The organism is Martelella lutilitoris (genome assembly GCF_016598595.1).
Classification (GTDB): Bacteria; Pseudomonadota; Alphaproteobacteria; order Rhizobiales; family Rhizobiaceae; genus Martelella; species Martelella lutilitoris_A.
Genome location: NZ_CP066786.1, coordinates 3,406,889 through 3,427,989 on the forward strand (window position 1 = coordinate 3,406,889; position 21,101 = coordinate 3,427,989).

21 protein-coding genes are annotated in these 21,101 nt (G+C 63.3%); 7 read left to right on the top strand and 14 right to left on the bottom strand.

Annotated elements, in window-relative coordinates:
* The first annotated feature begins 18 nt into the window (after window positions 1-18).
* A complete protein-coding gene (gene gap / locus JET14_RS16310) occupies window positions 19-1,020 on the top strand; it encodes a type I glyceraldehyde-3-phosphate dehydrogenase (RefSeq protein ID WP_200334853.1) in 1,002 nt (333 codons plus the stop codon).
* Window positions 1,021-1,209: 189 nt separating this feature from the next.
* Here gap and rpmE read toward each other — a convergent pair whose 3' ends face one another.
* The gene (gene rpmE / locus JET14_RS16315) at window positions 1,210-1,431 is read right to left on the bottom strand and encodes a 50S ribosomal protein L31 (RefSeq protein ID WP_018066325.1); all 222 of its coding nucleotides are present in this window, start codon (window positions 1,429-1,431) and stop codon (window positions 1,210-1,212) included.
* 196 nt (window positions 1,432-1,627) lie between these two features.
* Between rpmE and JET14_RS16320 the strand changes: the two genes are divergently transcribed.
* Window positions 1,628-3,415 (top strand): ABC transporter transmembrane domain-containing protein, encoded by a 1,788-nt coding sequence (locus JET14_RS16320; protein WP_200334854.1) that lies wholly within the window; start codon window positions 1,628-1,630, stop codon window positions 3,413-3,415.
* A gap of 3 nt (window positions 3,416-3,418) precedes the next feature.
* Here JET14_RS16320 and JET14_RS16325 read toward each other — a convergent pair whose 3' ends face one another.
* From JET14_RS16325 to JET14_RS16355, 7 genes are all read right to left on the bottom strand, one after another.
* Window positions 3,419-4,306: a DMT family transporter gene (locus tag JET14_RS16325; RefSeq protein WP_200334855.1), complete on the bottom strand. Its 888-nt coding sequence runs from the start codon at window positions 4,304-4,306 to the stop codon at window positions 3,419-3,421.
* A 193-nt stretch (window positions 4,307-4,499) separates the two neighbouring features.
* Window positions 4,500-5,531: a peptidoglycan -binding protein gene (locus JET14_RS16330; RefSeq protein ID WP_061449704.1), complete on the bottom strand. Its 1,032-nt coding sequence runs from the start codon at window positions 5,529-5,531 to the stop codon at window positions 4,500-4,502.
* Window positions 5,532-5,533: 2 nt separating this feature from the next.
* On the bottom strand, window positions 5,534-6,562 hold the full coding sequence (locus JET14_RS16335) for a flagellar motor protein MotA (RefSeq protein WP_200334856.1): 1,029 nt from the start codon (window positions 6,560-6,562) through the stop codon (window positions 5,534-5,536).
* Window positions 6,563-6,728: 166 nt separating this feature from the next.
* Window positions 6,729-7,526, bottom strand: coding sequence for an inositol monophosphatase family protein (locus JET14_RS16340; RefSeq protein ID WP_200334857.1), 798 nt, complete (start codon window positions 7,524-7,526; stop codon window positions 6,729-6,731).
* A gap of 101 nt (window positions 7,527-7,627) precedes the next feature.
* Window positions 7,628-8,749: a diguanylate cyclase gene (locus JET14_RS16345; RefSeq protein ID WP_200334858.1), complete on the bottom strand. Its 1,122-nt coding sequence runs from the start codon at window positions 8,747-8,749 to the stop codon at window positions 7,628-7,630.
* Window positions 8,750-8,883: 134 nt separating this feature from the next.
* On the bottom strand, window positions 8,884-9,981 hold the full coding sequence (locus JET14_RS16350; RefSeq protein WP_200334859.1) for a tetratricopeptide repeat protein: 1,098 nt from the start codon (window positions 9,979-9,981) through the stop codon (window positions 8,884-8,886).
* 7 nt (window positions 9,982-9,988) lie between these two features.
* Window positions 9,989-10,642 carry a thiamine phosphate synthase gene (locus JET14_RS16355; protein ID WP_200334860.1) on the bottom strand — a complete coding sequence of 218 codons (654 nt, stop codon included), beginning with the start codon at window positions 10,640-10,642 and terminating at the stop codon, window positions 9,989-9,991.
* A gap of 98 nt (window positions 10,643-10,740) precedes the next feature.
* Between JET14_RS16355 and JET14_RS16360 the strand changes: the two genes are divergently transcribed.
* The gene (locus JET14_RS16360; protein WP_200334862.1) at window positions 10,741-11,499 is read left to right on the top strand and encodes a sulfite exporter TauE/SafE family protein; all 759 of its coding nucleotides are present in this window, start codon (window positions 10,741-10,743) and stop codon (window positions 11,497-11,499) included.
* Window positions 11,500-11,548: 49 nt separating this feature from the next.
* On the opposite strand, the gene JET14_RS16365 is transcribed toward JET14_RS16360, so the two are convergent.
* From JET14_RS16365 to JET14_RS16375, 3 genes are all read right to left on the bottom strand, one after another.
* Window positions 11,549-11,815: a DUF2312 domain-containing protein gene (locus JET14_RS16365; RefSeq protein ID WP_024706522.1), complete on the bottom strand. Its 267-nt coding sequence runs from the start codon at window positions 11,813-11,815 to the stop codon at window positions 11,549-11,551.
* Between the two features lie 103 nt (window positions 11,816-11,918).
* The gene (locus JET14_RS16370) at window positions 11,919-12,224 is read right to left on the bottom strand and encodes a DUF1244 domain-containing protein (protein WP_200338136.1); all 306 of its coding nucleotides are present in this window, start codon (window positions 12,222-12,224) and stop codon (window positions 11,919-11,921) included.
* Window positions 12,225-12,249: 25 nt separating this feature from the next.
* Window positions 12,250-13,029 carry an N-formylglutamate amidohydrolase gene (locus JET14_RS16375; protein WP_200334864.1) on the bottom strand — a complete coding sequence of 260 codons (780 nt, stop codon included), beginning with the start codon at window positions 13,027-13,029 and terminating at the stop codon, window positions 12,250-12,252.
* A 166-nt stretch (window positions 13,030-13,195) separates the two neighbouring features.
* Here JET14_RS16375 and JET14_RS16380 point away from each other — a divergent pair, with 166 nt between their 5' ends.
* From JET14_RS16380 to JET14_RS16390, 3 genes are all read left to right on the top strand, one after another.
* Complete coding sequence (locus JET14_RS16380; protein ID WP_200338137.1) at window positions 13,196-13,699, top strand: DUF1036 domain-containing protein; 504 nt, start codon at window positions 13,196-13,198, stop codon at window positions 13,697-13,699.
* Complete coding sequence (gene pyk, locus JET14_RS16385) at window positions 13,699-15,138, top strand: pyruvate kinase (RefSeq protein ID WP_024706526.1); 1,440 nt, start codon at window positions 13,699-13,701, stop codon at window positions 15,136-15,138. The genes JET14_RS16380 and pyk overlap by 1 nt, the downstream gene beginning before the upstream one ends.
* Before the next feature lie 413 nt (window positions 15,139-15,551).
* On the top strand, window positions 15,552-16,556 hold the full coding sequence (locus JET14_RS16390; RefSeq protein ID WP_200334865.1) for an LLM class flavin-dependent oxidoreductase: 1,005 nt from the start codon (window positions 15,552-15,554) through the stop codon (window positions 16,554-16,556).
* Window positions 16,557-16,614: 58 nt separating this feature from the next.
* Here JET14_RS16390 and JET14_RS16395 read toward each other — a convergent pair whose 3' ends face one another.
* Both JET14_RS16395 and JET14_RS16400 read right to left on the bottom strand, forming a co-directional pair.
* Window positions 16,615-17,361, bottom strand: a complete 747-nt coding sequence (locus JET14_RS16395) for a YebC/PmpR family DNA-binding transcriptional regulator (RefSeq protein WP_200334866.1) — start codon at window positions 17,359-17,361, stop codon at window positions 16,615-16,617.
* 118 nt (window positions 17,362-17,479) lie between these two features.
* Window positions 17,480-18,289, bottom strand: a complete 810-nt coding sequence (locus JET14_RS16400; RefSeq protein ID WP_200334867.1) for an MBL fold metallo-hydrolase — start codon at window positions 18,287-18,289, stop codon at window positions 17,480-17,482.
* A 203-nt stretch (window positions 18,290-18,492) separates the two neighbouring features.
* Between JET14_RS16400 and JET14_RS16405 the strand changes: the two genes are divergently transcribed.
* Window positions 18,493-19,299, top strand: a complete 807-nt coding sequence (locus tag JET14_RS16405; protein WP_200334868.1) for an ion transporter — start codon at window positions 18,493-18,495, stop codon at window positions 19,297-19,299.
* A 275-nt stretch (window positions 19,300-19,574) separates the two neighbouring features.
* Here JET14_RS16405 and ppx read toward each other — a convergent pair whose 3' ends face one another.
* Complete coding sequence (gene ppx, locus JET14_RS16410; RefSeq protein ID WP_200334869.1) at window positions 19,575-21,095, bottom strand: exopolyphosphatase; 1,521 nt, start codon at window positions 21,093-21,095, stop codon at window positions 19,575-19,577.
* Window positions 21,096-21,101: the final 6 nt, after the last annotated feature.

Here is a 21,101-nt window from a genome sequence, read left to right on the forward strand (position 1 = left end):
GAATAGGGAGTCCCTACCATGACAGTTAAAGTTGCCATCAACGGCTTCGGCCGCATCGGCCGCAACGTTCTGCGCGCCATCGTCGAATCGGGCCGCAAGGACATCGAAGTCGTCGCCATCAACGATCTGGGCCCGGTTGAAACCAACGCTCATCTGCTGAAATATGATTCGGTGCACGGCCGCTTCCCGCACGAGGTCACCGTCAACGGCGACACGATCGATGCCGGCCTCGGCCCGATGCGCGTCACCGCCATCCGCGACCCGAAGGAACTGCCCTGGAGCGACGTCGATATCGCGCTGGAATGCACCGGCATCTTCACCGCCAAGGAAAAGGCCGAGATGCTGCTGGCCTCCGGCGCCAAGCGCGTTCTGGTTTCCGCTCCCTCCAAGGGCGCCGACAAGACCATCGTCTACGGCGTGAACCACAACACGCTGACCAAGGACGACCTGATCGTCTCCAACGGCTCGTGCACCACCAACTGCCTGGCGCCGGTCGCCTATGTGCTCAACAAGGCCTTCGGCATCGAGCGCGGCTACATGACCACGATCCACTCCTATACGGGTGACCAGCCGACGCTCGACACCATGCACAAGGACCTCTACCGCGCCCGCGCGGCAGCGCTCTCCATGATCCCGACCTCCACCGGCGCTGCCAAGGCCGTCGGCCTCGTCCTGCCGGAACTTGCCGGCAAGCTCGATGGTTCGGCCATCCGCGTGCCGACCCCGAACGTCTCGGTCGTCGACCTGAAGTTCGTTCCGGCCAAGGATGTTACCGCCGAGGAAGTCAACGCCGCGATCAAGGAAGCCGCCGAAGGCGAACTCAAGGGCATCCTCGAATATTCCGACGAGCCGCTCGTCTCGCGCGACTTCAACCACGACCCGGCCTCCTCGATCTTCGCTGCCCAGCAGACCAAGGTTCTGGAAGGCAAGCTCGTGCGCGTGCTCTCCTGGTACGACAATGAATGGGGCTTCTCCAACCGCATGGCCGACAACGCCGTCGTCATGGGCAAGCTTCTCTAAGCCTGCAAGGCTTCTGGCGCCGTCCTCCGCTGCTTGGGCAGCGGGGCGGCACAGACATCAAAAAGGCCCGCCGATCCGTTCGGCGGGCCTTTTTCATTTCCGACGCACCCGAACGAGCGCCTGCGTCCGCCAACAAAAAAACCCGGCCACAAGGACCGGGTTTCCGAAAATCCGTGATCTGATCGAAAATCAGATGCCGAGGCCGCCGAAGCGCTTGTTGAACTTGGAGACGCGGCCGCCGCGGTCGAGCAGCTGCTGCGAACCGCCGGTCCATGCCGGGTGTGAGGTCGGGTCGATGTCGAGGTTCAGCACATCGCCTTCCTTGCCCCAGGTGGAGCGGGTCTCGTATTCCGTGCCGTCCGTCATGACGACCTTGATCATGTGATAGTCGGGATGAATATCAGCCTTCATAACTCTCGTTCCTGCAAGTTCGTTACCAGGCCGGCTGCCATTGCGCCCGCCGGGCCTATTGAATAAACAAAGCCGTGCGACCTTAAAAAAGCCCACGGCTGTCGATGAGGTTGCGGTCGCTATACAGGAACGTGGGCCGAATAACAAGAGCCGCCCGACGCAATATCGGGCGGGCGCAAGAGTGAAGGAAATTCCCGTGAGCAGCAATGCCAAGACGAAGGGCGGCAGGGCCGAAGAGCTCCGCCCGCTGACAGCGATCCTGCCCTATATCGCCGCCTATCGCGGCCTCGTTGCCGGCGCTCTGGTGTTCCTTCTCACGGCGTCGCTCGTCACACTTGCCCTGCCGGTTGCCGTGCGCCGGGTGATCGACCATGGCTTTTCGGCCGATGACGCACAGCTCATCAACAATTATTTCCTGGTGCTCGGCCTGATGGCGCTGGCGCTCGGCGTTTCCAGCGCGCTTCGCTATTTCTTCGTGATGATCCTCGGCGAACGCGTCGTCACCGATCTGAGGCGCGACGTCTTCGCCCACGTCATCCGACTGTCGCCCGCCTTCTTCGACATCAACCAGTCCGGCGAGATCGTCTCCCGTCTGACGGCCGACACGGTGCAGATCAAGTCCGCCTTCGGCGCGAGCGCCTCGATCGCGCTGCGCAACCTGATCATGGGGCTCGGCGCGCTGGCGATGATGATCTACACCTCGCCGCGCCTCTCCGTGCTGGTGATCGTGGCGATCCCGCTGGTGGTCCTGCCGCTGATCGCCGCCGGGCGCAATGTGCGCACCCGCTCGCGCGCCGCCCAGGACCAGCTTGCCGACGCCACCGCCTATTCCAGCGAGGCGATCGGCGCGACCCGCACGCTTCAGGCCTTCACCGCGGAAGCCATGGCCGCCGAACGCTATGGCCGCGGCGTGGAGAATGCCTTCTCCGCCGTCCGCGCCGCGCTGAAGGCGCGCGCCGGACTGACGGCTGTGGCGATCTCCATGGTGTTCTGCTCGATCACCGCGATCCTCTGGTTCGGCGCGCAATCCGTGCTCTCCGGCACGATGAGCGGCGGCACGCTCGGCCAGTTCCTGCTCTATTCGGTGCTCGCGGCCGGCGCGCTCGGCCAGCTTTCGGAGGTATGGGGCGAGCTGTCGCTGGCCGCCGGCGCGGCCGAGCGCCTGAGCGAGCTTCTCATGGAACCGTCCGCCATCAAGGCGCCGGCCAAACCCGTTGCCTTGCCCCTGCCCTCGCGCGGGGCGCTTGACGTGGACAATGTCTCCTTCCGCTACCCGACCGGCGGCGCCAAGGCCGGCGCGCTCAACGGTCTGTCGCTTTCCGTGAAGGCCGGCGAAACGGTCGCCGTGGTCGGGCCGTCCGGCGCGGGCAAGAGCACGCTGTTCTCGCTTCTGCTGCGCTTCTACGACCCTGATCAGGGCGAAGTCCGGCTGGACGGCGTCGACCTGCGCGAAGCCGATCCGGACGCCGTGCGCGCCCGCTTCGCACTCGTGCCGCAGGATGTCGCGATCTTTGCCGCCAGCATTCACGACAATATCGCGCTCGGCAAACCGGATGCGACCCGCGACGAGGTGCGCGCGGCTGCCATCGCCGCCCAGGCCGAGGGTTTCATCGAAGGGCTTGAGGATGGCTACGACACCATGGCGGGCGAACGCGGCATCACCCTTTCCGGCGGCCAGCGCCAGCGCATCGCCATTGCCCGAGCCGTATTGCGCGACGCGCCGGTCCTGCTGCTCGACGAGGCGACCTCCGCGCTTGACGCGGAAAGCGAGACGCTGGTGCAGCAGGCGCTTGGCGGGCTGATGCAGGGCCGCACGACACTGGTGATCGCCCATCGTCTGGCGACGGTGCTTTCCGCCGACCGGATCCTGGTGATGGATGAGGGCCATATCGTCGAGGAAGGAACGCATGAGGAACTCGTCGCCAGAAACGGGCTTTATGCCCGCCTGGCGCGCCTGCAGTTTTCCACCGAGGAAAGCGCCTGATCCTCAGGGTTTAGGTTTGCGCCCCGTCGGCATGAAGGTGGCGGCGAAAATCAGCGCGATGCCGGCCCAGACGATCGGCTGCGGCCATTCGCCGAAGACGACCAGCCCCATCATCACCGCAAGCGGCAACGCCATGTGCAGGGCGGGCGTCAGCACCACGGCATCAGCCATGGAAAAGGCCCTCAGCATGCAATAATTGCTGGCATTGACCAGCGTTGCCGACAGGAGCAGCAGCCCAAGATCGCCAAGCCCGATCGGCGACCAGAAGAACATCGCCGGAATGGCCGCGATCGCCGCCATCAAGGCATACATCCAGAACAGCGCCGGCAGGAAAGCCTCGTTCATCGCCAGCATTTTCAGGACGATATTCTTCGCAGCAAGCGCGATTGCCGCCGCGATCGCCACGAGCCCGGCAAGCTGAAAGGCCTCGCTGCCCGGCCTGAGGATCAGGAAGGCGCCGGAAAGGCCGAGCGCAACGGCCAGCCAGCGGCGCCAGTCCGCCTTCTCTTTCAGCAGCACGATCGCCAGCGGAATGACGAAGAAGGTCTCGAGTTGGAACAGCGAGGAAGCCACCGTGAAGGGCAGCAGCGACAGCGAGGTGAAGATCAGGAAGCTGACCAGAACGCCGAGCGCCGAGCGGATCAACAGCAGGCGCGGCGACTTGATGGTGAAACCCGCCCTGCCCTTCGAAGCCGCGATGGGCAGCACCATTGCCGCAGCCAGTCCGGATTGCACGAAGACAAGCATGACCGGCTCGTGCCGGGACGTCAGTATTTTCGTCAGCGTATCGACAAAAGTGAAGGCGGCAACGCCGCCGATCATCAGAAAGATCGCGACAAGACGGCTATCGGGCCGCCAGCGCGCAGCCCGTGCGGGCAGAACGAAGGTCATTTCTCACTCCTGAACAAGCATCTGTTCGTCTTTGGATGCTTCCTGGAGGAACCCTCGTCCGCTTGTCAGGAAGAACAGCGCTCAAAAGCGCGGCGGTTGGGCGACTTGCGCCGTGCCGCCCTTGCGGAGTTCGCAGAATAGAAAAGAGAGCGCCTGAAGGCAAGCCCGGCGCGCCAATGGCGCGGCCGCTGCCTCAGCGTTCGGTCAGCTTGAACTCGATGCGGCGGTTCTGGGCGCGCGCTTCCGCCGTATCGCCCGGCGCGATCGGCTGGTATTCGGCAAAACCCGCCGCCACAAGACGGGTCGCCGGCACGCCCTGCGAGATGAGATAACGGACCACCGAGTTCGCGCGCGCGGTCGAAAGCTCCCAGTTGTCGGAGAACTGGCCGCCGGGGCGGATCGGCACGTCATCGGTGTGGCCGTCGACGCGCAGAACCCAGTTGATGTCCTCCGGAATTTCCGGCGCGATTTCCAGCAGCGCCGTCGCCAGCTTGGAAAGCTCGGCCCGGCCGTCATCATTCAGTTCATCGGAGCCGGAAGGAAACAGCACCTCCGACTGGAACACGAAGCGGTCGCCGACAACGCGGATATTTTCGCGATCCGAAAGGATCTGCCGCAGCCTGCCGAAGAAATCCGACCGGTAGCGGTTGAGCTCCTGCACCTTCTGCGCAAGCGCGGTGTTCAGCCGGCGGCCGAGATCGGCGATACGCGCCTGGGAGGCCTCGTCCTTGGCCTCGGAAATCTCCAGCGCCTCTTCCACGGCGGCAAGCTGGGCGCGAAGCGCGGAAATCTGCTGGTTGAGCAGCGCGAGCTGGCTTTGCGCCTTGGCCGTCAGCTGCCGCTCGGCCTCCAGGTCCTCGGAAAGCGAGGAAATGCGCGCATCGGCGGCATCGCTGGCGCCGGCCCCCTCACTCAGGAGAGCCTGCAGGCGCGACCGTTCGGCCTGGGCCGAGGCAAGCGAAGCCTGCAGCGCGGCGATCGTGTCGCTCGCATCCTGATTGTTGCTTTTCTCCAGCGCCAGAAGCTGCGTCAGTTCGGCGATCTGGCTGTTCAACCGGTTCAACACCTCGTCCTTGCCGGAGATCTCGCGGGTCAGGATAAACTGGCCGATCACGAAGACGGTCAGCAGGAACATGATTGCCAGCAGCAGCGTCGACAACGCGTCGACGAAACCGGGCCAGTAGTCGACGCTGCGGTTGGATCGGCGGTTGCGGGCAAGCGCCATGGCTACCGGTCCCCGAGCTTGTCGGTAAGGCGTTGCAGCGTGCGCCGCATCTCCTGCGATTCCTCATGCTGCGCCTCGATCCAGTCGCGCAGCATCTGCTGCTCGTTGCGCATGTTCTTGACGACGCCCTGGATGCCCTCGGCAAGCTGCGCCATGGCGGGAACGGAGCTTGCGCCCGCGCCGTTCGCCTCGGCAATACGCCTCAGTTCCTCGGCAAGGATTTCGAACTGTTCGGACGAGCCGCTGGCAACGCCTTCAAGCGCCGGCGTCAGGTCCGAGGTGACGTCGGTCATGGTCGAAAGCCAGTTCTCCAGTTCCATGTAGAAACGATTCTGGGCGCGCCCCGCCTGCAGGTCGAGGAAGCCGAGCACCAGCGAGCCGGAAAGGCCGAGGAGGGAGGAGGAAAACGCCGTGCCCATACCCGACAGCGGACCGGCCAGCCCTTCCTTCAGGGCGTCCAGCACATCGGCGCTGTCGCCGGAATTCGGATCGAGGCTCTGGATGATATCGCCGATGGAGCCGATCGTTCCAAGCAGGCCCCAGAAGGTTCCGAGCAGTCCGAGGAAGACGAGCAGACCGACCAGATAGCGTGATGTATCGCGCTGTTCATCGAGCCGCGTGGCGATGGAATCGAGGATGGAGCGCAGGGAAGAGGTCGAAAGCGCCATGGTCTGGCGGCTGCCGATCAGGGCGCGCATCGGCGCAAGCAGCTTGGGGTCGCGACCGACTCGATCCGCACTTCCCGCAGCGCGGAAGGAATTGAGCCAGGTCACCTCCCGGCGAAGCGCCAGCACCTGCGAGAACACCATCAGCACGCCGATCAGCAGGACGCCGAGGATCAGGCCGTTCAGCCCGGGATTGGTCATGAAATAGGCGTGAGCCTGACGGTAGAGGATGGCGACGAGAAAGCCGACCAGAATCAGGAAGATGACCATGGTCCAGACGAAGGTCATCGGGCTCGACATCTTCTGGGCGTAACCGCGCGGCCGGGATTGGCGGCGATCGTCCTGTTCGAGTTCGAAATCCGACATTGCGTCCTGTCCTCCGCTCATCGCTGGCAGCGGCCCGGCATTGCTGCACGGCCGAACGGGCCCGAAGCACGCCTCCGGTCCGGTATCAAAGCTCTATTCGAAAAAGCCGGCGATTTGAAGAGCGATGCGACGAAAACAGGTCTCGGTCCACCGGAAGCGCCGCGCCTTATTTTTCAAGCCGGCGCTGCAACTGGTCGTAAAGCGCAATCCGGATCATTTCGTTGCCGGCAACGACGCTGCCGGTTTCAAGGCATTGCTGCCCGCCCTTGCCGTCGGAAACGAAGCCGCCCGCCTCGCGCACCAGGATCAGGCCGGCAGCCATGTCCCAGGCCGAAAGCCCCTCTTCCCAGTAGCCGTCCAGGCGACCGGCGGCCACATAGGCGAGATCGAGCGAGGCAGCGCCGAGACGGCGTATGCCGGCAACCTCGCCCATCACATGGCGAAGCTCCACCAGGAACTTGCCGTGCTGGCCGCGCCCGAGATGGGGAACGCCACAGCCGATCACCGCATCGGCAAGGTTACGCCGGGCCGAGACGCGGATGCGCCGGTCGTTGCAGAACGCGCCGCCGCCCTTTTCGGCAACGTAGAGTTCGTCAAGGATCGGATTGAAGATCACGCCCGCAACCACTTCGCCGGAACGCTCCAGCGCGATGGAAACGGCGAACTGGGGAATGCCGTGCAGGAAATTGGTGGTGCCGTCGAGCGGGTCGACGATCCAACGGTGCTGGCCGTCGGTTCCGCTCTCCTCGCCGCCTTCCTCTCCGAGAAAGCCGTAGGTCGGGCGGGCGCGCATGAGCTCCGTGCGGACGATCTTTTCGGCCTTCACGTCCGCCTGGGAGACGAAATCGGCGGGTCCCTTGATAGAGACCTGCAGGTTCTGCACCTCGCCGAAATCGCGGGTCAGCGACCGTCCCGCTTTGAGCGCGGCCTGAACCATGACATTAAGAAGGGCTGAACGGGCCATGACCGGAAATCCTCGTTTATTGCGCCGGCGCGGGATTACCCGCCGGCAAACAGGCTGTTGGCGGGTTCATGACCACAGAACGGTGCGGAATTCAAGGCCTGTCAGGCATTTGCCCGCACGGGAGCCGCTTGGGAAACGGGTACCGACAGTGTTTCGGTGCGGTTACGCCCGGCATTCTTTGCCCGGTAGAGCGCGCGATCGGCATAATCGAACGCCTCTTCCAGCTTCGTCTCCCCCACCGTGAAAGCGGCGATCCCGGCACTGACGGTGACCGTGAAGGTCTCCCCCTCATGCGTAAAGACCAGTTTCTCGACGAGCGCGCGGATATGCTCGGCGATCCGGTAGGCATCATCGACAGAGGTCGAGAGCAGAACCACGGCGATCTCTTCGCCGCCGAAACGGACCACGAAGTCGGAACGGCGCATGCGGCTCGTCACGGTCGCCGCAACCCTTTGCAACACCTCATCGCCCCGGGCATGGCCGAAGCGGTCATTGACGGACTTGAACCGGTCGATGTCAAACAGGACGACGCAGCCATGCAGTTTGTCGGGCGAGACCGACTGGCCGAGGCTGCCTTCGAACTGACCGAGCGCCCGACGATTGTAAAGCCCTGTCAGCGGGTCTCGCTCGGCGTTGAACTCCACGTCGCGCAGATAGTCGGCGCTGCGCTTGGTGGCCTCGAGCGCAGATCCGAGAAGGACGATGCCGAGAATATTCACGAGCGTCAGCGTGAAGCCAATGCTCTCCATCAGCGCCAGCGCTGTGCGAAACTCGAGCATGAACAGCGAGAGCACCATCAAAGCGGCAAGACAGCCAAGCAGCAGAAAACCGGCCGGCGTGCGCTTGTTGGGAAAAAGCCAGTTGAAGATGATTCCGGCGCCGGCCGCGATGATGATCCCGGTGACGCCCGCCGTCACGCCGTCGCCGCCGATCATGATCCGCGGCAGGACCGTGCAGGCGGCGACGAGGACCGCTCCGCCCGGGCCTGCGAAAGGCCCTGCGAGCGCAATGAACACGGCACGCGCATCGAAGATATAACCGGACTCGAGCACGATCGGGTTGGTCATTGCGGCCAGGGCGCCGCAGGCGAGAACGACAGCGCTAGCATAGTCCTCATACCATTTCCCGCTAAAGTGGCGCAGAACCAGGCCGTATCCCATAACGATAAGGGCGCCCAGTCCCAGGCTGCCAATCATCTGTCCGACAAAGCTAAGCTGCAACAAGCAGTCATTCCCCCAGCACGCCCGCCACCGGCACGGGACAGTCGCATTTCATGCTCTCCGATTTTCTATAACGTACACGTTAATTGGCGAGGATAACATAGAAAACGAAATGAATTGCACCGCCTCGACCCGTATTAGTATCGCAACGCAATGGCCCGGGACCTGAGCCTTGCCCGCTCCAGGGCCTCCGGAGAAAGCGAGGCGAGCATGTCCTCCATCGCGTCATCCCGCAGACCGACCGTTCGCGCGCTGAGGTAGAAAACGGCGGCAGATTGTTCGTCGACGGGCGTGCCGATGCCGTTGAGATATAGATAGGCAAGCCGGCTGGCGGCGGCGGGATTGCCCGCAAGCGCGGCGCGGTGCATCCATTCGGCCCCCTCGGAGATATCGCGCGGCATCTCGGTCCCGTTTATGAGATCGAGCGCCAGTTCGAGCTGGGCTGTGTCATGTTCGCCATTGGCCGCACGGCGCAGCCAGTAACGCCAGAGAGCGCGCTTTTCGGCAGGCAGTCCGTCAAGCGCGCGGTAGATCTGGGAGAGCGCATACTGCGCGTCGGCGACGTCGGCCTCGGCCGCCTGTTCAAACCACGGCAGGGCAAGTTCCAGCCCTTCGGCCCCCGGCGTTTCCTGCACAAGGAGTGTCGCATGGTTGAAGGCGGCAATCGGATCGCCAGCCTCGGCCGCCTGCCGGACAAGGTCCCGTCCCTTTCCTTGTTCGACCTCATCGTCAGAGCCGAGCAGGTACATGCCGTAGCGGTTGAGGGCAAACGGAGCCTGGCTATCGGCGGCCATCCGGTACCAGTCACCGGGCTCGCCCGCCCGGCCCTCCGCGATCAACTTGCGCTCGACAAGCTCGGCAATCAGCGTTTCGGCGCGCGGATCACCACGCCCGGCGCGCGCCATCGCCGCCTCATAGGCCGCATCGACGAGACCGCGCTGATAGGCGCCATAGGCATCGTCCACCGGCCCGTCGTAAGGCGGCTGCGGCGGCGCGGGCGTCTCGTCCTCCATCGCCGGCGTCAGTTGCGCAAATTCGAAATTGTAGGCGTCGGCCGGCCCGTCAGCCTCCATCCCGGGCGGCAACAGCGTTCCGCCGCGCCCCGGATCGCCAGCAGCGCCCGCGACCAGGTTCGCATCGGTCGCGAATTCCCGTGCCGAAATCGCCAGTGCGGCGCCGGGAACCGCCAATGCGAGGATCAGAGCGGCGAGCGTGATGCGGATGCGGTCGGTCATGACCTCTTCAATAATCAAACCGTGGCGCTTTTTCGTCGAGCGCGGCATTGATCTGGGCAACCATGCCCGCCGGGCCGCCGGGCGCAGAAAAGACGGCTTTGCCCACGGCGACGAATTCCGCCCAGGTCAGCGCGGCCTCGATCACGCTTGCCGGCTCGCTGCCGGCCATGACGATACAGGGGATTTCGACCATGGACGCCCACCATTCGCCAAGCTCGAGATTCCTCGGGTGCGTCTGGGGATGCGTGTCGCCGTCCAGCTTGCCGAAGAACACGTAGTCGGGGTTCAACTCGCCGAGCTCGAGCGCATGGTGACGGTCCTTGGGGCCGCTGCCGCCGACGATCATGCGCGGCGAAAACCGATCCATGGCATCGGCAAGCGCCTCGACCCCGCCTTCGACATGGATGCCGTCGGCCTTCGCCCGCCCGGCCACCCGCGTATCCCCGGCGATGATGGCGGCGGCTTCATAGTTCTGAATCATCGGCACGATCAGTTCGGCGCGTTTCTGAAAGGCTTCTGCCGTCTCGCCATATTGCGGGAGAATGACCGAGGCCACGTCCCCGCCGCGCAGCGCATCGGCGATGGCCTTCTCCTGCGTCTTCATATCGGCGATCTCCGGCGCGATCAGCACCAGCCGGCAACGATCCTGTTCCGTATCCATATTCCTCAATCCCTTCCCGCGCGTCGGAGGCGGTGCGCCCCTCTCGCTATTTCCGGATAAATCCGTTAGAGCGGAGTTTCAACAGGTGCTTTGATTTCATGCTTCCCGATCCGATTTTTTATGCGGCGGCGATCCCCGCCGTTCTTCTCGTCGGCCTGACGAAAGGCGGCATGGGCGGCGCGCTGGCGCTGCTCGGCGTACCGATCCTGACCTTCGTCGTCGAGCCGGCGACGGCAGCGGCCATCATGCTGCCGATCCTGATCGTCATGGATGCGGTCGCACTGTGGACATGGCGACGCCATGGACACTGGCCGACCCTCAAGGCCCTTTTGCCCGGCGCCCTCATCGGCACGGTGCTCGGCTGGTATACCTTCTCGACCGTGCCCTTCGAGCTAACACGCATGCTCGTCGGGCTTGCCACCGTCGCCTTCGCCGGGAAATATTTCTACGACCGCTGGAAGCCGGGCGAGAAGATCGAGAAGCCGGCGAAAGGCCAGAGGCCGGTCGCGGCCACTTTCTGGGGCGCCATCGCCGGCTATACCAGCTTCATCTCGCATTCGGGCGGGCCGCCCTACCAGATCTACACGCTTCCGCTGAAGCTCGATCCGAAGTCCTACACGGGCGCCAGCGTCCGCTTCTTCGCCATCGTCAACGTGATCAAGCTCGGCCCCTATTATGCGCTGGGCGAGCTCGGCGCGCCGAACCTTGCGGCATCGGCAAGCCTTCTGCCCTTCGCCGTCATCGCCACCATCGCCGGCGCGATGGTGGTCAAGCGCATGCGCATGGAGGTATTCTATCCCTTCATGTACGCCATGGCCTTCCTCGCGGGGCTCAAGCTCGTCCTCGACGGGTCTTGAAGGGACATTGCGGCCGCTGCAAGAACGGCCGCGCCTTCTCGTCTGAGGACTATTCGTCCTCGGGGGCGCGAATCATGCCGAGCGCGATCATATAGGTATCGAGCACGGCCTCTTCTTCCATACGCTCCTGTTCGTCCTTCTTACGCAGGGCGATGATCTTGCGCAGGGCCTTGGTATCGAAGCCCGTTCCCTTGGCCTCGGCATAAACATCCTTGATATCGTCGGCGATCGTCTTCTTTTCTTCCTCGAGACGTTCGATGCGTTCGATGATCGAGCGCAGCTGATCGCGCGCAATGCCGTGTGCGTCGTCGGCCATGGTCAACTCCTTGTGCCGCTGAAAATTGTGTCGCTGAAAATGCGTGGGCTCCTGCCTGCCGAAAACCGGCGGCAAGGTCAAGTTCGTTCTTCGCCGCCGCCCCTTATTCCTTCGGCCTGCTCCGTTCGAATGCCGCCTTCTGCTCCGCGCCCGCCTCGCGCTGATGGAGCTTCTTCCATTCCTCATACGGCATGCCGTAGATGATTTCGCGGGCGTCTTCCTTGGACAGCAGGAGATCCCGCTCCTCGGCGGCCTCGCGATACCAATTGGACAGGCAATTGCGGCAGAAACCGGCAAGGTTCATCAGATCGATGTTCTGAACGTCGGTGCGTTCGCGCAGATGGGCGACGAGCCGGCGAAAGGCCGCGGCCTCCAGATCGCGTTGCTGCTCGTCGCTCGGTCGGGTCATCATCTCTGCCTCCTTTTCTTCCGCGTCATGCGCGCGAGGGAAAATGCCGGCGCGCATGCAGTGTCTCGTCTTGCGCGAGATCCGCAAGGATGGGGGCGAGACGGTCCGCCCACAATGCGACACCGGCGTCATCGGCAATCAGGTCCTGACGGATCTCGATAAGCGCATGGGCGATGCCCTTGGACATGCAGTGCCGGTTCATCGTATCGCCCTTAAGGGCGCCGTCATAGGGCTCGTTGTCGCCGACGATCACGCCCTCGATCGCCGAAAGCGCGGCAAGCAGCGGACGCGCGGCGCGCGGATCGCCATCCCAGAGCACGCCCGCGTGCCAGGGACGTGCAGTTTCTTTCCAGAAAGGCGTGAAGGAATGAAGCGAGATGACCAGCGGCGGCCTTCCGCAGGCCGCCTCCGCCTCCCCGATCGCCCGCTCGACCGCCTCGTGATAGGGACGATGGAAAAGCGCAAGCCGCTTTTCGCGTTCTCCCGGGGCGAGCGGATGATTGCCGGGAATGATTGCCCCGTCTGATATCCGCATGATCAGCGTCGGGTCATCCTCGCCGCGATTGGGATCGACCAGCAGGCGCGAAAAGGTCGACAGCACCGCCGGCGCCGAAAGTCGCGCGGCAAGCGCCCTGGTCAGGGCCTCGACGCCGATATCATAGGCCACGTGGCGAGCGAAAACGCTGCGCTGAAGGCCGAGAGCGCCATAGTCCCCGGGCACGTCCGCCATGGCATGATCGGCCAGCAGAACCAAACCCGTGTCATATTTACCCGCTATTCTCGCGTAGGCGTTGATCTTCGGCATGGATATCGGCTGCAGAATTAACAATAATGCGGGTGATGGCATAGAGTCGGCATATCGGCAAGCCGCAACCGCGCCATTTGCCTCGCCTGCAGCGGGGCTTTATGATAAGGGCTGCAAATCGATTGAATGCGCCTTCCGCACGGTGACGCAAAACGAGATCTGGCACATGCGACTGAAACCGAATCATCTCACCTTCGGCGCCTCGCCTCATGCACCCAAGAGCATGACGCGGCACCTGCCCCTCCTCGCCCTCTTTTTCGGCGGACTTTTCCTGGCTACGCTCTGGCCGAGCGACCAGGCCCGTGCCGAATTCAGGGTCTGCAACGACACCGCCAATCTCGTGGGCGTTGCGGTCGGCTATCGGGGTGAGGAAGGATGGATTTCGGAGGGATGGTGGCAACTCCCGGCCACCACCTGCGCAACCGTCGTGCCCGGCCCCTTGCAATCGCGCTATTACTATCTCTACGCCGAGGACGCGTCCGGCAGCGGACGTTGGACCGGTTACACCAACATGTGTGTCGCAGAAGAGGAGTTCGAGATTACCGGAGTCCAGGACTGTTTCACGCGGGGTTATCAGCAGATGGGATTTAGCGAATACGACACAGGGCGGGAGGAGAGCTGGACCGTTCAGCTTTCCTCAAGGCCCAGCACCCAAGAAAGTCAGAACTGATGAGACGAAACAGAAAAGTTAAAATCCTCGCCACGCTCGGCCCCGCCTCGTCTGAAGAAGAGCAGATCCAGAAACTCCACGAAGCCGGAGCAGACCTCTTCCGCATCAATATGAGCCATGCCAGCCATGACCTGATGCGCACGCTGATCAAGCGTATCCGCAATGTCGAGGCCCGCATCGGTCGTCCGATCGGCATTCTCTGCGACCTGCAGGGCCCGAAGCTGCGCGTCGGCAAGTTCCTCGACGGCAAGGTCGAACTCGAGATCGGCCAGACGTTCACCCTCGACGACAAGGATGAGCCGGGCAACGAGAAGCGCGTCTTCCTGCCGCATCCGGAGATCCTGCAGTCCGTCGAGCCCGGCCACCGCCTGCTGATCGACGACGGCAAGTTGCAATTGCGCGCGGAGAAATGCGACGGCAAGAGCATCGAATGCACGGTGATCGCCGGAACGATGATCTCCGACCGCAAGGGCGTTTCCCTTCCCGACACGCTTCTGGGTGTCGGCGCCCTGACGGACAAGGACCGCGCCGATCTTGACGCCGTTCTGGAAACCGGCGACGCCGACTGGGTCGCCCTCTCCTTCGTCCAGCGTCCCGACGATCTTGCCGAGGTGCGCAAGATCGCACGTGGCCAGGTTGGCCTGATGTCCAAGATCGAAAAGCCGCAGGCCATTGAGCGAATCGAGGAAATCATCGAGATGAGCGACGCGCTGATGGTTGCGCGTGGCGACCTCGGCGTGGAAATGCCGCTGGAAACCGTTCCCGGCCTGCAGAAGAAGCTCATCCGTCTCTGCCGCTCCGCCGGCAAGCCGGTGGTGGTCGCCACGCAGATGCTGGAATCGATGATCAGTTCTCCGGTTCCCACCCGCGCGGAAGTCTCCGACGTTGCCACCGCCGTCTTCGAAGGCGCGGACGCCGTCATGCTGTCGGCTGAATCGGCTGCCGGCCAGTATCCGGTCGAAGCCGTGTCCACCATGGCCTCCGTCGCCCGCACCATCGAGCGCGAGCAGCTTTACCCGCAGATCCTCTATGCCCAGCGCCCGCAGCCGGAAGCGACCGGCGCCGACGCCATCTCGCTCGCCTCGCGCGAGATCGCCGAGACGCTGAAGCTGACGGCGATGGTCTGCTACACGGCATCCGGCACGACAGGCCTGCGCGCCGCCCGCGAGCGGCCGAATGTGCCGATCATCGCGCTCTCTCCGGTGGTCAAGACCGCGCGCCGGCTTTCCGTCGTCTGGGGCCTGCACTGCGTGGTGGCCGACGAGCCGACCGATCTCGACACCATGGTCGACGGCGCCTGCCGCATCGTGGTTGATGAGGGTATCGGCAAGCCCGGCGACCGGATCATCATCTCCGCCGGCGTGCCGCTCGGCACCCCCGGCGCCACCAACATGCTGCGCATCGCCTATATCGGCATGGACGGCCGCTCCGGCGTCTGAACCCGCGCAAAAAGGTGAAGAACAAGCAAGGCCGGGCGTGAAAGCGCCCGGCCTTTTTTGGTAAAGGCCACAATTCCCTCACTCGTCATGCTCGGGCCTGTCCCGAGCATCTAAACACGCGTCGCCGCGACAAGCGTTTCGAATGAAAACAGGCGTGAAGTGAGCCAGTTGCCAAGCAGATGCTCCGCTCATGCAGTGACGTGGTTAGCTCCTCGGCACAAGGCCGAGGATGACGTGGTAGAATGGATAGGTTCGTCAACAAACCGAAGGCCGCGTGCCAGAATGCCTGACCTTTCTGCAAGCTCCCTTCCCGTTTTTCCATTGCAGAACCGTTCCTTTAGCCGGGTTTTGCAAATCAGATGATTAATTCCTAAGTGTGGAACAACGCTCATTTTCCGGAACAGGATTGTCCGATGACTGCATTTTCCATTCTCGACCTCTGCCCCGTCGTCGAAGGCGGCACGGTTTCACAAGCGCTTGACGCCACGCGGCAGATGGCCAGACAGGCCGAGGCCTCCGGCTTCACCCGTTTCTGGCTCGCCGAGCACCACGGCATGACCGGCATCGCCAGCGCCGCGACGTCTTTGGTCATCTCCGAGGCGGCGCGGGCAACCGAAACGCTGCGCGTCGGCTCCGGCGGCATCATGCTGCCCAATCATTCACCGCTGGTGATCACCGAACAGTTCGGCACGCTGGAAGCGCTCTATCCGGGCCGTATCGACCTCGGTCTCGGCCGCGCGCCGGGCACGGACATGAACACCGCCCGCGCGCTGCGCCGCAATCTGGAGGCCGGGGCACAGACCTTCCCCAATGACATTGTCGAGCTGCAGAAGCTGATGGATGATCCTGAAGAGGGCCAGCGGCTGATCGCCAATCCCGGGGCCGGCGCGAAGGTGCCGCTCTATATTCTCGGCTCATCGACCTACAGCGCGCATCTGGCGGCGGCCCTTGGCTTGCCTTATGCCTTTGCCTCGCATTTCGCCCCCGACATGCTGTTCGACGCGCTCCATATCTACCGCTCCAATTTCAAGCCCTCGGCCCAGTGCGAAAAGCCCTATGTGATCGTCGGCGTGATGGGGGCGATGGCGGATACGGATGAGGAGGCCGACTACCACTTCACCTCCGCGCTGCAGAGCTTCGTGGCGCTGCGCCGCAATGCCCGCGGCAAGACGCCGAGACCGGTGAAAAGCATGGATGGCCTCTGGACCGAAATGGAGAAATTCTCGATCGAGCACACCTTCCAGTTCGCCGTCGTCGGCGGGCCGGAAAAGGCGAAGGCGAAAATGCAGGGCTTCATTGCCGACACCAGGCCCGACGAAGTGATCATTTCCGTGCCTGTGCATTCGGTCGAGGCGCGGCTGAAATCCGTCGCCATGTTCGGTGAATTGCGCGAGAGCCTGGCCAGGGCTGCGGCCTGACGCGAAAAAGCCGCCGGCGCTTGCCCGGCGGCTTTTTCGCAAATCCAGTCTTGAAGGCTCAGGCCGAAAGTCTGGCCATGACTTCGTCATCGACCTCGAAATTCGAATAGACGTTCTGCACGTCGTCATCATCTTCGAGGTTCTCGATGAGGCGCATCAGCGACGTGGCGCGCTCTTCGTCCACCGGAATGGTGTTCTGCGGCTTCCAGATGGCCTTGACGCTGTCGGCTTCGCCCAGCGTTTCCTGCAGCGCGGAGGAGACCTCGTTGATGTCCTCGAAGGCGCAGTAGATCGTGTGGCCGTCTTCGTCGGAAACCACGTCCTCGGCGCCCGCCTCGATGGCAGCTTCCATGATTGCGTCCGCGTCGCCGGCGTCCGGCTTGTAGACGATCTCGCCGACATGGTCGAAGGAGAAGGCGACAGAGCCGGTTTCGCCGAGCGCGCCGCCGGCCTTGGTGAAGATCGAACGGACATTCGACGCCGTGCGGTTGCGGTTATCCGAAAGCGCTTCGACGATGACGGCGACGCCGCCCGGACCATAGCCCTCATAGCGCACTTCGTCATAGTTTTCGGCGTCGCCGCCGGCGGCCTTCTTGATCGCGCGTTCGATATTGTCCTTCGGCATGGACTGCGCCTTGGCGTTCTGGATCGCCAGACGAAGACGCGGGTTCATGTCCGGATCGGGCGCGCCCATCTTGGCGGCGACGGTGATCTCGCGCGCCAGCTTGGAGAACATTTTCGAACGCACCGCATCCTGCCGGCCCTTGCGATGCATGATGTTTTTGAACTGTGAATGGCCCGCCATGAGCTCCGCCCTGCCTTGATCTTATCAACGATGGAATGGGCGCCTTATAAGGGCGCAGCGGTTTTGGTTCAAGCCCAGGCGCGCTTGAGGGGCGAAGAGCGGCACGGTTCCACAGAACCTACCACACGCCTTCCAGAAGGATGATTTTCGGCGGGCTGGAGAGCGTCCTGAGCGAGACCGTCAGCGAGCGGCTGTCGGAATAGACGACCTCGAACCCCTCGCCCATCATTTCGGCAAAACTCCTGACGCGCGGGCCGGTGCGGTGCATCGGCAGAACGATCGAGGAATAGAGCCGCTCGATGACGTTGCGCATGCTCTCCGCCCCGAGCGTCAACCCGCCGTCCACGGGCACCATGACCACATCAAGCCGGCCGATCTCCATGATATGGCTGTCGGTCAGTTCATGATGCAAATGGCCAAGGTGCCCGATGCACAGGCCCGCCACCTCGAAAATGAAGATGGAATTGCCGTCCTCCTCGAAACTGCCCCAGGCGCGGATATCCGTCGTGACGTTGCGGATATAGGTATCCCCGACGACAAGATCGTGATCAGCCGCCTCGCCCGGCACGTCGCCCCAGCCGTGGAGCACCATGCCGATGCCGGGATCGGGGCTCAGCGTGAAATGGCTCTCATGCGCCTTGTTCATCGTCGCCACGTCCGGCGGGCCGCCGGGAAGCAGGAAGCCGGAATAATCGGTCGCGATCCTCACCCCCTCCGGCGTCTCGATCAGATAGGTGGAATGGCCGATGAAGGTGATCGTCACCTCCGGCGCCTCATAGGCAACGGGCATGAAGCTTGCGAATTTCACATCCGGCAGGCGTTCGGCAATCGCCTGGCACTGGCTGACCGGCGGGCGCGATTGCGCTGCCGCGCTCGCCGCCGCGAGCATCAGGGCTGCAGGAACGAGCATCGCAAGGTGACGAAGCATGGCCATTCCCCCGTTTTTGAGGATGGCATCAGTGTGCGGGAGAACCGCGGAAAGGTCCATGTAAGGCCCTGGCAATGACGTTCACACATTCGTGAAGTCTTCGGGTCGCGCGCAACTGCCGATGGGCGAGCGGCGCTCTTGCTTTATTGCGGGCCTTCCCCCATCTCGTTTGCCGAAACGAGGCGTGCGGAGAACGAGACAAGATGCGTGACAGGGTGCTGGCTTTGACGACATCCCGGCCTTGGGAAGCCTTTATCCTGACGGTCATCATCATCAATGCGATCACGCTCGGTTTCGAGACCTCCGAGACGGTGATGCAGAGCTTTGCCGGGCCGGCGCTGCTGTTTTTCGACCGGCTCGTGCTGGCCATCTTCGTCATCGAGATCGCCTTGCGCCTTTATGCCCACCGGCTGCGCTTCTTCCGCGACCCCTGGAGCCTCTTCGACCTGACGATCGTGGGAATCAGCCTCCTGCCCGCAAGCGGCCCGCTTCAGGTGTTGCGCGCGCTGCGCATCCTGCGCGCCTTGCGGCTGCTGTCGATGATCCCGTCGCTCAGGCGCGTGATCGGCGGGCTCGTGGCCGCCCTTCCCGGCATGGGCTCGATCATCGTCCTGATGGCGCTGGTCTTCTACATCTTCGCCGTGATCGCCACGAAGCTTTACGGCGAGGCCTTTCCCGAATGGTTCGGCTCGCTCGGCGCATCGGTCTATTCACTGTTCCAGATCATGACGCTGGAAAGCTGGTCGATGGGCATCGTCCGCCCGGTCATGGATGTCTATCCCAATGCCTGGCTGTTCTTCGTGCCCTTCATCCTCTCCACCGCCTTCACCGTGCTCAACCTCTTCATCGGCATCATCGTCTCGGCCATGCAGAAGGAGCACGAGCAGGAACTGCTGGAAGAAAACCGCCAGGCGCGGGAGCCGGAAATGCAGATGATCCTGTCGGAGCTGAAGGCGCTTCGGCGGGAAGTGGCATCGATGAGGAAGACGCAGGAAACCGAGCGACGCTGAAACGCCTGCCTCGAAAGCGCGAGGCGGACCAGATAGCCGGCTCAGTTTGTTGACAAAGCCTCCCTGCTCTCCGCCGTCATGCTCGGCCTTGTGCCGAGCATCTAAGCACGCGTCTACCCGACAAGCGTCTCCCAGAAAACGGCCCAAATAAGATCCAATGGGAAACGCCAACGCCGCGCCGGCCGAGCCGTGGTTAGAACCTCGGCACAAGGCCGAGGATGACGTCCGTAATAAGGGTAGGCTTGTCAGAACCTGTGCCGGCCTGACGGCCAGCGCTAAACCGTCGCAATACCCAGATTCTTGCCGGTGAGCTTGGAAAGCTGCTGCATGCGGCCTTCGACGCGTTCGCCGATGAAATCGGCATATTGGGCCGGCACCACCAGTTCGAGGTCGACGTCGCTGTCCTTGCCGGGCAGGAAGTCGAGAGCGCCGACAATCCCCGGCATCGAGGCGGAGAACAGGTAGGCGACGCGCAGCAGGCCGCCCAGCAGTTTGGCGCGCTCGATCAGTTCCGGCGTGGCGATGGAACCAAGGCCATCGGTGTGGTCGTCATCGCGCAGGCCCTCGAAGCGGTAATAATTCGCAAGCGCGATGAAGGCGCGGCCGGGATGGGTGATGCCTGTCAGCGAGGAATGGGCGATCACGTTCAGCGATTGCGGTCCGCGAAAATCGGGGTGCGCGCGCCAGCTGATATCGGCAAGAAGACAGGCGGCCTGACGGTAGCGCGCTTCCTCCGGCGTTTCCTCCACGCCGAAACGGCGCAGCATCAGACCGGTCCAGGCGGCAATTTCGGCTGCATGTTTGGGCGAGCGGGCGCGCAGAAGCGCCAGCTGACGGGCTGCGACCAGAAGCGGGTCCTGCTGTTGATCGTCGGCGCTGAGGAGCGAATAGAGCAATCCCTCGCGCACGCCTTGCGCGGAAAAACAGATGGATTTCGGCTCCATGATGCTCAGCACCTCGCGCATGGCGATGGCGCCGAAGGGGAGAAGCATGCGACGATTCTTGGAGACGGCCTGCCAGGCCGGGTCCTTCTGTTCCTCGTCCTCGCCGATCCGGTCGAGGAAGCTCATCATTTCCTCATAGCCGATCTCGTAGCCCTGCATCATGGTCAGTGGATAACCGGTCATCTCCATGTGCAGGCGGGCGATGTTACGCCAGGTGCCGCCGACGGCGTAAAAGGTGCGGCCGCGTCCCTTTTCGAGGAAGCCGACCTTCTTCACCTGCTTCTTGGCGAAATTGCGCGCCTTGGTCAGCGAACCTTCGGAGAGTTCGGACAGACGGATGCCGCCGAGCGGCAGGGTGATGCCATCGCCATAGGTCTTGTCCTTGATGTCGATGAGCTCGAGCGAGCCACCGCCGAGGTCGCCGGCGATGCCATCGGGCTGATAGAAGCCGCTGATGATGCCGTAGGCGGAATAAAGCGCCTCTTCGCGCCCCGTCAGCACGCGGATTTCCTGGCCGAGGATTTCTTCGGCCGCGGCGATGAAGGCCGGACCGTTCTCGGCCTCGCGGGCCGCCGCCGTCGCCAGCACATGCATGGTGACGGAACGGGCCTGCACGGCAAGGGCCTTGAAGCGCTTGAGCGCGCGGAGCGCGCGCTCGACCCCTTCCTCGTTCATCTTGCCGGTTGCAGCGATGCCGCGCCCAAGGCCGCAGAGAACCTTCTCGTTGAAAAGCACCGTCGGCGCACGCGACAGGCCCTCATAGATGACGATGCGAACCGAGTTTGACCCGATATCGACCACGGAGACAGGGTTTATGCCCGGAAGGCGCCCCTGTGCTTCTGATTCGACCATAAACTA